Source organism: Ruegeria lacuscaerulensis (assembly GCF_013031245.1).
Classification (GTDB): domain Bacteria; phylum Pseudomonadota; class Alphaproteobacteria; order Rhodobacterales; family Rhodobacteraceae; genus Ruegeria; species Ruegeria lacuscaerulensis_C.
Genome location: NZ_WPZL01000065.1, coordinates 1 through 9,689, shown reverse-complemented (window position 1 = coordinate 9,689; position 9,689 = coordinate 1). Strand labels below are relative to the sequence as shown.

At 56.3% G+C, this 9,689-nt stretch carries 12 protein-coding genes; 1 reads left to right on the top strand and 11 read right to left on the bottom strand.

What is annotated here, in order from left to right; all coding sequences use genetic code 11:
* From GOX66_RS24845 to GOX66_RS24830, 4 genes are all read right to left on the bottom strand, one after another.
* Window positions 1–1,002 (bottom strand): hypothetical protein (locus GOX66_RS24845; RefSeq protein ID WP_170766505.1); only part of this gene is annotated, 1,002 nt, incomplete at its 3' end.
* An 87-nt stretch (window positions 1,003–1,089) separates the two neighbouring features.
* Window positions 1,090–2,925, bottom strand: a complete 1,836-nt coding sequence (locus tag GOX66_RS24840; RefSeq protein WP_170766503.1) for a relaxase/mobilization nuclease domain-containing protein — start codon at window positions 2,923–2,925, stop codon at window positions 1,090–1,092.
* Window positions 2,922–3,341 carry a ubiquitin-activating E1 family protein gene (locus GOX66_RS24835; protein ID WP_170766501.1) on the bottom strand — a complete coding sequence of 140 codons (420 nt, stop codon included), beginning with the start codon at window positions 3,339–3,341 and terminating at the stop codon, window positions 2,922–2,924. Before GOX66_RS24835 ends, GOX66_RS24840 begins: the two co-directional genes overlap by 4 nt.
* Window positions 3,342–3,814: 473 nt before the next feature.
* Window positions 3,815–4,051, bottom strand: coding sequence for a hypothetical protein (locus GOX66_RS24830; RefSeq protein ID WP_170766498.1), 237 nt, complete (start codon window positions 4,049–4,051; stop codon window positions 3,815–3,817).
* Window positions 4,052–4,184: 133 nt separating this feature from the next.
* On the opposite strand from GOX66_RS24830, the gene GOX66_RS24825 reads away from it, so the two are divergent.
* Window positions 4,185–4,484, top strand: a complete 300-nt coding sequence (locus tag GOX66_RS24825; RefSeq protein WP_170766496.1) for a hypothetical protein — start codon at window positions 4,185–4,187, stop codon at window positions 4,482–4,484.
* 257 nt (window positions 4,485–4,741) lie between these two features.
* Here the strand turns inward: GOX66_RS24825 and GOX66_RS24820 are convergent, their stop codons facing one another.
* The 7 genes from GOX66_RS24820 to GOX66_RS24790 form a co-directional block, all read right to left on the bottom strand.
* Window positions 4,742–5,344, bottom strand: coding sequence for a class I SAM-dependent DNA methyltransferase (locus tag GOX66_RS24820; RefSeq protein WP_170766494.1), 603 nt, complete (start codon window positions 5,342–5,344; stop codon window positions 4,742–4,744).
* 246 nt (window positions 5,345–5,590) lie between these two features.
* Entirely contained in the window at window positions 5,591–6,133 is a 543-nt protein-coding gene (locus GOX66_RS24815) for a hypothetical protein (RefSeq protein WP_170766492.1), read from the bottom strand.
* 22 nt (window positions 6,134–6,155) lie between these two features.
* Entirely contained in the window at window positions 6,156–6,446 is a 291-nt protein-coding gene (locus GOX66_RS24810; RefSeq protein WP_170766490.1) for an addiction module antidote protein, read from the bottom strand.
* Window positions 6,447–6,450: 4 nt separating this feature from the next.
* Window positions 6,451–6,744, bottom strand: a complete 294-nt coding sequence (locus GOX66_RS24805; RefSeq protein ID WP_170766488.1) for a type II toxin-antitoxin system RelE/ParE family toxin — start codon at window positions 6,742–6,744, stop codon at window positions 6,451–6,453.
* A 115-nt stretch (window positions 6,745–6,859) separates the two neighbouring features.
* The gene (locus GOX66_RS24800; protein ID WP_170766486.1) at window positions 6,860–8,725 is read right to left on the bottom strand and encodes a ParB/RepB/Spo0J family partition protein; all 1,866 of its coding nucleotides are present in this window, start codon (window positions 8,723–8,725) and stop codon (window positions 6,860–6,862) included.
* 74 nt (window positions 8,726–8,799) lie between these two features.
* The gene (locus GOX66_RS24795; protein ID WP_170766484.1) at window positions 8,800–8,946 is read right to left on the bottom strand and encodes a hypothetical protein; all 147 of its coding nucleotides are present in this window, start codon (window positions 8,944–8,946) and stop codon (window positions 8,800–8,802) included.
* A gap of 103 nt (window positions 8,947–9,049) precedes the next feature.
* Window positions 9,050–9,454 (bottom strand): DUF3768 domain-containing protein, encoded by a 405-nt coding sequence (locus tag GOX66_RS24790; RefSeq protein WP_214652770.1) that lies wholly within the window; start codon window positions 9,452–9,454, stop codon window positions 9,050–9,052.
* Between the last annotated feature and the right edge of the window lie 235 nt (window positions 9,455–9,689).

Sequence of the window (9,689 nt, the reverse complement as noted above, 5' to 3'; positions counted from 1 at the left end):
GGCCTGTTCGCGGGTATGGGCGATCTCCTGCACCACGGCGGCAATCTTGCTGGATGAAACTTGGTGCAGCTCACCGACAACGGCCTCGGCGCGCTCGTAGCTGTCCGGAACACCTTGGCTGTTAAGATGTGCGGCAGCGGTGGAAATGTCCGCGTCTCGCCAAGTCGCCGTGGTGCCGACTGAAACGCTGTCATGATCGTTGTAGCGGGCCAGGAACTTGTTTCCATCGAGTCCGAAGCTGTTGGCGGTTGCAACAATGTCGTCACGCACTGCCAGCCATTTTTCGGCCTCGGACGGGTCCAGGTTGTCCAACTCGGTCGCATTCATGGATGTGGTGTAACTGTCGTCAGCAACAGTGTACGCCTGCAGGTCGGTGTCGTATGGGCGTAGCTCGGCAACATCGCCCTTCAGCTCTCCGATCTGCACGTCCATTGCAGCACGCAGATGCGGGTCTTCGACCTCTCGTGCAAGAGCCTCCATGTTCTCGATGGAGTTCACAATGTCCTTGGTCTGCTGTTCGTAGTTCTCGAAACCGGCCTGCCCCAGAGCGGATTGCATATACTGAACATAGCGATCACCGGGCGACTGGTAGTCGTCGGAATCCTGAAAACCTTTGTCGCCTGACAGATCCGCAAGGGACGAATAGTAGGGATGATACAGGTCGTATTCCTGAGCATCGTTCATGTGCTGAGAAACCAAAGCCTGCATATCGTTCAGATCAACCGGCTCCCCTGACCGCTCCGCAGCCTCCAATTCGATTTTCAGTTCTTCGACCAGATCTTTTTGCGCCGTATGTTCGTCAACACGGCGGTTGGCCTGGTCCTCGATGTCGAAGCTCTTTGAAGCGATGGCTGCACGATCAAAGCCCATCGCCTGCTGTTCTTTCTTGATGATGTCGATCTGCTCTGAAACGCGATCCTTGCGCGGGGCGGATTGATCAAATTGGGAATAGGGTGCGAAGTGTTCGACTTCTTTCAAAAGATAGTCTGTACGCGAAACCATAGTTTTTCCTTTGCGAGTTGATGGATAACTCAGTGATGGTTCTGCCTGGGGCGTTGGCGCGCTCATCAGGCAGACCGGGTGAACTCCTTATAGGCTGTGACCGTCATCGTCACCGCGCCCTTGCAAGAGCGGGTGCGTTGCGTGGGCGTGAACCTCTGAGAGTTCTTCTGAGATTGCGATGATCCTGGAAGAAGCAAGCTGGTGCAGCTCGTCAACAACGGCCACAGCACGGTCATAGCTTTCCGACAATCCTTGAGCCTGGAAGTGGGCAGCTGCGGTCGAAATGTCGTCGCTGCGCCAACCCATTGTTGTGCCCAAAGTGACGTTGTGATGGTCGCCAAAGCGGGCAACAAACGCCTCACCATCGATGCCGTAGCTGCTGGCCGTTTCGGTGACCTCGTTGCGGATCGCGGCCCACTTGTCGGCCTCTGGATAATCCAAGACATCCATTTCGGCGGTACCCATTCCCATCATCGTTAAATAGCTGCGGTCCTCGATGATGTAGGCTTGCAGGTCGGGATCGTTGGTGCGCAGATCCGCAACGTCGCCCTTCAGCTCGCCAATCTGAATGTCCATTGCGACACGCAGATGAGGGTCGTCAACCTCACGGGCCAGCCCTTCCATCTTGTCGATGGATTGCAACAGATCTTTGGCCTGAGTCTGGAAGTCCTCATAGGCCCCCTCGCCCAAGGTGTCCTGCATATAGACCTCGTACCGGCGCGCCGCCGGGGCGTAATCTGCGGACGCCTGGAACTCCTTGTCATCGACAATATCAGCAAGGGCAGACAGATACGGATGGCTCTGTTCGTTGTCCCGAACGTCGCTGATATGGGCAACAACCTGAGCCTTCAGCTCGGGTGTAATCGTTTCCTCAGAACCGCCTAATTCGATGTGTCGCCGTAAGTTGCTCATAACATCTGGGGATACATAAGACGGGTCTCCCGGCTCGCCATAGTCATCAAAATGATGAGCCTGATCCAGCAGATGTTCCATTCTCGATACCATAGGTTCCTCACTTTCAACGAGCTGGATGGCAAACTCTTCGATCCGGTCTTTGACGGCGTTGGCGCGCTCATCAAACAGATCTGACATTCTGGCGATGGATAGAGTCATCACATCGGCGGCCATGTCGCGGGCCGTAACTTCGACTTCCGGGGTACTTTCAACAACCGACATTCCGGCCTGAACTTTCCACGTATCGGTCTCGACTTCCTGCCGCAAACCGCGCTCAAGACGGGTCGTCGCGGTCAGCTCAATTCCGTATTCCTCAGCAACCTCAACCTGGATGGCACGCTGAACGTCGATGTTCATTTCGCTGCTCATACCCATAGCGAGCCACTGCCTATGTTCGACGCCTCGGTTGTTCACAACGATGTGGACATGGGGGTTGTCAGTGTCGTTGTGAAACACTGTCAGGTAGTCCCAGGTATCGCCAAAATCACCGCTGCCAAATAGGCGATCTGCGAACTCCAAACCGGCCTCATGAGCTGCGTCCGGATAGGTGCCTTCGGGGAAAGAAACGATCATGTGGCGGGTGTAACCGTAGTTGGTTTTCCCGTTGAAATCCTCGGCCCAGGTCTCGATCAAATCACTGACCTGATCCGCATCGAGCGGGGTCACGCCATTGTCTCGGATGTCCAACACGCCCCCTGCCCTGACGGTCAGATAGTTGATCTGTCGGCGTAGCTCATGCGCGTTTTTCACCCCACCTTTGCGGACGTGTTTCACAACCGCCTCGGGCTTTCCAACCACGGCACCCAGCCGCGCCTTGATGGACGACGCCCGCGAAACCATGAACTTCATGCGCTTGGCGGTCTGCAACAGCTGATTGATCTGTTTGGAACGATCGACACCCTTCTGAGCCTCACGGAACGCAAGCTCTAAGAAGTCACCTGCTGTCAGATCGTGGGTTGCAGCGTTCATGCGGCGGCATCCCAATCGTCATCACGCAAGATCCGGCGAATAGCGGATTCTGGCTCTCGGTTCCGGCGCGCTGCTGTGATCATCGCCTTCAAGTCTTGCCGGTGCTGGATGATCGCACGATGAAGATTTTCGACGTCGCGGCGGTCGTCATCCGTCCAGATCACCGTGCCGCGCTTGGCCGATTTCGCAAGCTGGTTGAGGTTGGTGTACCCACCCTGAACCTGCCGCAAGTGCTTCTGCCAGAGATCTACAACAGCGGGATCAGGATCGAGATATCCGATCAGCCGATAGATCAGTCGTTGGATGATCTGATTGCGGCTCTTGGCCCCCAGCACGGTCACAGCCGCTTCCAAACGCTCCAGTGCATCCAAAGGCAAACGTACAGAAAAGACAGTGGTATCGGCGGGCTTACGCAATGCATACCTTTGGTTGTATTTTGAGTTTGTAACACAACTACCTTATCCTGTCATACTCTCCAAGAGGAAACCGGGGGTGATTTTAGAAATCCGCATTTTCTCAAATTGCCCCCGGAACAGTTTTGCTCTTGGAGGCAATCTCCACGCCGGGAAAAGGGTTCCGCCCCTTTTCCAGCCAACAGGCGTGGGTGCCGGTGGACCGGCGCAGGGCAATCACGCGAAGCGTGAGCTGTCCGAACAGCGCCCGTCACATACCGGCACGTTCAAGTTCAGTATGGCATTTTCCGCGCGCCTCAGCGCGCTCAGTTTCCCGCCGCATGCGCGGCGGGTGTGGCAGGGTTGAGAGCTGCCGCATCGCGGAAGGTCACCGCCCCTGCCCGGCCGTTAGGCCTCGCGCCACGTGTGGCGCATAAGTGGTCCGGCTCTTTGGCCGGAGCAGAGGAAAAGGTGGCTAGCGCCGCCCTGCCCTTTCGTCATTCGGTGACGGGCTCGTCATCGACCCGCTTCGGGAAGGCCACCATCTCAACGCCGGGGAACATGCTGTGCTTGACCTGGATCGAGGTGATGTTGCCGGCCTCATCGGCGTTGACGAAGAGGACCCCGCACCGATCCCAGAAATTTTTGCCTTCTTTTTCGCCGGTCTTGACGTTCAGTTTTAGAGATTGAGTTGCCATTGTTTGTTCCTCGCTTTGGCGTGTTTCGATGAACATGGAAAAGCGGGCATCAAGGTGATGTCAGCAGGGAATTTGGTCCGCGCGGAATGCGCCACAGGCGCAGGGGACATTCCCTGTTGAAGCGGGGCGCCCGGTCCGGGCGCCGCGCGTCTTCCCCGACTGACCGCTTATGTTCATCACTTCAGAAACACCGCAGCCGGGGATCATCTCCGGCAACGGGTTTGAAACTGTCAGGCCAAGTGAAAAGGCAAGACTTTCTGGGACCGTTGCGCGCGGACCATCTGAACAATGCGATGTGGTTTATGGCGGCAACATCACCTCGGTCCATCACAGGCGCAGTGCTCAATTCGGAGTGCGGGTGGCCTTTCTGGGTCGGAATGACCCTCGCGGCAAAGAACGGAGGATCACCGGCGGTGCAAGTCGCGCGTTCCAATTGGCGGAAGCCAAAACCCGGACGGTCCGGTCCTGATCCGCGCTTGCGCGGATCAGGTAATCAGCCGGACTCAATTTGAAGTGGCGATATCAGACCAAATAACTTCCGCCACCACTCAGACATGAGCTTCGCTGCCAGAAGCGGGATTGCCCGATCCAGGCTCATCGGGCGAACTGGAGCATGGAGCTTTCAAGGAAAGAGTACCTGTTCATCCGAAAGTCTTGAACGCACTTGAGCGATACCAATGGTCGGTTAAGCGGACACACGGGTTATTCGCGCATCCACACTCAAAATCATTCCGGATTGCGAACGCCCGCACCAATCAGAACAGGCATTTTCCGCGCATCAGAATTGATTTCGAATACCTGTTCGACCCGAATTGAGCCAAGCCGTGCCGCATCAAGCGCAGTCTTCATTTGATGCAGCGTCAATCCAAAGCCGTCATCATCTGACGCCTGCCAATCCCACTGCACGAACTGTCCACCCTTGTTGAGCAAACCCGCCAGCACTGCCACGGCGCCACTGTAGTCTGGAAGAAAGGCACAAACGGAAGAGGCGCAGATCAAATCGAAACCTGAGAACCCGGTCTCCAAGTCCTGAACATTTCCCGCCAGCATATCTCCGTGAACGGCCCTGACATTGGGCAGGTTCTTTGCCTGCAGGACTGCAATCATATTCTCCGAAGTATCAACCGCGACAACTTCCGCCACATGCGGTGCGATTTTCTCCGCCAGCAATCCGGTGCCACATCCAAAGTCGAGCACACGCTTTGATCGCCAATTCTTCCCACAAATGTCCAGGTGCTCGTCGAGCGAGGCAAAAGCGCAACTGGCGTAATATCTGACGTCGCTATTGTCGTCCCAACCATCGGCATAGTCGTTCCAGTCATCAGTCATGTTGCTTGCGTTTCCTTGTGGGTTTGCGTCGGCCCCAACACATCTACGCTGAGGCAGACGCATCGATACGAACGCGCGACATTGGCTAGGTTGGCGACAACAGTCAACATGGGTTTGGAACGGCATATGGAGGGAATAGGGGCGACCTCGGCAAGCCTCTGCCGACAGTCTCGCACATAAGAAAGAGGCCCACCGAAGCGGGCCACAATTTTAACCAAAGGAAAGTCTCGAGGTATTGAAACCAGGCTAACGCTTGCGCGCGCGATCGACAACTCCGTCGGCTGTGATCGTGGCAATGCGATCCTCGGTGCGACGGGTCATTTCCACCCCGTCTCCCGTCATATGCGCCTCGGCAAACTCGGTGAACTTGAAGATGCTGCCATCGGCTTCAACATGGGTTTCATCTTCCGCCGAGCGGCGTTTCACCGACCCGTCATGGCGGATTTCGATGATCGTGTTGTCGGCCATTCGAACCGTCACGGAATGCGCGTCCACGGCCACGCCCTGCCACCACATATCTGCATCGCGGCGCACAACAATGCGGTTTGGGTGCAGCTTGATCTGCACATCTTGTGCAGACTCCGGATCAGCGGCTTTGACAACAACAATCGCTTCCTGCGCGCTGGGGTCGCTATGGATCGACGCGCTCCCGTTCTTTGGCGGCCAGAGCCTTGGCTGCGTGCGCGGCTTGCCCTTCTGATCCGTATGGAACCCGACAAACATCTGCGCGGATTTCCAGACGCGGCGAATGGTCTTTTCGGCTGTCGAAGGAGCTGCATCGGTAGACATGGCGGGTTGCCTTCTAAAACATTTAACTCACGTGCATTTTCGGGGTGAGCGTAACACCCACCGCACTCAGCACTTTGAGGATGGTGCCAAATTCGGGATTGCCGTTTTCGCTAAGCGCACGATAGAGGCTTTCCCGAGACAGGCCGGATTTGTCGGCTACGCTCGACATACCTTTAGCCTTGGCAACATCGCCAAGAGCTGATGCGATCAGGGCGGTGTCACTGGTTTCAAAAGCCGCTTCAAGATAGGCTTGAATGGCTTCGGGGCTGTCCAGATAGTCAGCCGCTTCAAACTTCGTTGTTTTAACACCCATGTTTTTACTCCAACTCTTTTGCCATCGCTTTGGCGGTTTTGATGTCCGCTTGCTGGGATGGCTTGTCTCCCCCGCAAAGCAAAATGATCAAAACGTCACCGCGCGACACGTAGTAAACGCGATACCCCTTACCCTCAGAAATACGCAGTTCACTCACACCTTCACCAACCGGCTTCACGTCACCGGGATTGCCCAGGCTCAACCGCGTGATGCGAACCAAAATCCTGGCTCTCGCCCTTTGGTCCTTCAAGCCCTTGAGCCATTTATCGAACAGGGCAGTCTTACGAATTTCTATCATACCTAAATGTAGCCTACAAGCTACATCCCTTCAAGTGAAAGAAACGTAAAGCATTGAATTAAAATAAAACAATACCGCTGGAAGGTAGGGCGCCAAGCGCCCTGCCCCGTTAGGTTCAAAAGCAATCAGGCACCCAAGCATCGATCTTCGCTTTCTGAGCCTCGGTCACACCAAGTGCCGCCTGATGCTCTGGATCGTTGAACAACTTGTGCATCGCTTCGTTCTTCGCGCCTTTTTTGGATTTTGCGAAGGTTTTGAACATGTCGTTGTCCAAATGCAGCTCCAGCAGGTCTTTGTAGAGATCATCCAGCTGCCAGCCTTTCAAGCGTTTGAAGCAGTTCTCAGCAGAGGGGGTCCAGATCGTGCGCATATCGGCACCAATCTCAGCCTCAATCTGCGCCATGAACTCCGGGCTTTGGGTCAGGAACCGACGGGCCAGAAAAGCCGTGATCTCACCGTTGCGGGTTTTCTTGCCCAGATCGCGAAACGCTTTGAACGCCTCCACGCAGCCTTGTGCGGCCATCTCGTGGAATTGGTCATAGGCGGCCTCTGCGGCCTCATCCCGCTCCCCGCCAAGGCGCGGGTCGAGGATGAACTGGTCGTCGATTTCCGGCGTGTTCCGCTCAGCGCCACCATAACCAAACCCAAACAGGTTGCTGGTCAGACCGGAGGCCGGGGTGGTGGAGAAGGCAAACAGGCTCAACACATAATCCGGCTTGTCCAGCAAAGCCGTTTGAATTGCCGCCAGACGGATGGCCACCATGTCATCAATGAACTTCTGCGAATAGGCCGGTTTTGGTGCCTCCTTGGTCTTTGTCTCTTTGACCGGGGCCAGAACGCCGACCTCAATGGCGGCCTGCACATGTTCATCCGCGACATAGGCCGATGATGATTTGATGTCGCCGTTGTTGCCGACATAGACAAACACACCGGACAGCTTGCGCTGATCGTCGGAATAGAAGGGTGCTGCATAGTCCTCGAGCGCGGCCAGCTCCTTTTCACCATCCGCGTCCAGAGCCTCTGCCTCATAGAGTTCGACAAGTTCGTCATACCGCTCGGCCTGTTCTTTGGTGAACTCCCGGCTCACCATCTCCAGACGGTGCATGCCTTCGATGCCCGAAAACCCATACGGAATGTAGCTGTCTTCATGGGTGTCCACCCAGTCCCAGCCTTCTGCTTCGCGTAGCTTTGCTGCTTCTGCCGCCAGTTTCTCAGCAAACAGATGATCCAGTAGCGCGCCCTCATTGAACAGGGTCTCATCAGCAAAGAGATCAGCGGTGACCGTGCCGCCTGCTTCAACATAAGCCTCCTGCCCCACAAACACGGCCTTGCGGTTGGTGCTGCTGACAGCCTCAGATGTCAGGGCCTGTTTGACATCATGTTCGCTAAACCACCGACACTCTTTAGCCTGTTCCAGAACCTCCAGAATTTTCTCTTCTTCGGTGCTGACGGTCATGGCTTTCGCCAGACCCATGCTGATTTCACCCGCTTTGAGCGCGTCCAATACGGCGGTGGGTAGACCCGCCAGTGCGAGGCGACGGCGCACATGCGCCTCGGTCACGCCAAACGCGTTGCTAATCTTGGCAACAGACAGGGATTTCGCGGCCATCTTGCCATAGGCGCGGACCTCGTCCACCGGGTCCAGTTCTTCGCGGGCGGTATTCTCTGCATTGGCCCATTGCTCGGCCACAAAGGGATTGTCGGTGACCTTCACGGGAACCTGTGCCAGATCGGCGCGCTCGATCACGGCGATGTTCAGTGCCCGCAGGCGGCGACCACCTGCGACGATGCCGACTTTGCCGTCCTTGTCACGCAGACCGCTCAAGTTCTGGATCAGGCCGCACATGACCAGACTGTCAGCCAACAGGGCAATGCCTTCCTCGGCAACCTCCTGTCGTGGGTTCAGATCAGACAGGTAGAGATCGGACAGAGCGATAGTTTCAATGGTTTCCGGTGCGGTGAATGTTTCGATTTTGCTCATGGGGCAAATCCTTGTTTGAGTGTTTCGCTTCGTGTTAAAGGTGCCCTACCCCTTCCGGGGTAGAGCGGGGCCGCTTAGGCGGCTGCGTGTTGTTTCAAGAAGGCGAGGCCGATCTTGGCGGAGAGACCTCCCTTCTTGACCAGCTCAACGGCTTCGCGCCGTCGTTGCTGCAAGGTTTCCTGACTTATTTTCACCACCCCCTTTCCGGTGTTTGCTGGCATGAACTCACCCACTGCCCGGCAGGGCATGCTTGCATGTCCCGAGAGGGGCCTTTCCTGCGCGGGTTGCGCATGCTGTCCCTGCCCGGTTGGGACAGGGCTGGTCTCAGTATTCGCTGGGGCACATGATGGTCAGGACGCGACGCGTCACTGCGGGATCAAACGGATGGTCGGAGCCGTATGTGTAGTCCGTGTCGTAGAGATCGATCTTCCAGAACAGCTTCTGACCGCTGACCGTCACCGTTCCGAACGTGTGATCGCCATAAGGGTCATTGCCTTCGTCAAACTGATCATCCGACGCCACTGCAGCCAAAGCCGCAATCTGAAATTCCATCCCTTCGCCGGACACGCCGGGCGTGACAAACACCTGTCCCTGAATGCCTTTGGAGTGCATCTCAATCGCCGCAGTCGGATCAATCAGGGCTTTCCGAAACAGGTCATTCTGAGTTGCGATTTCAGCCGCCTGAAGGCTTGTGTCTTTCTCGATGTCATTAGTTGCTTCACTGTTCAAAACCGTCTCTCCTTTTGTGGTGCGACATTCGGGGTTGATCCCCTTTTGGTGCTGGATTTGAGCCGAGCCCTGAAAGGGCGTCGTCTCTAAAACCTGCCCCGTGGCGAACGCGGAGAGGGGCGAGACAGGACAAATCGAAAAGAGTGGTGCGGCCCGCAGCGCAACGCGCGAGGACACGGTCTTGTCTATTTGTCTTGTCCGAGGGGGGAGGCCGCGCCTTCCCCCTGACGTCGGG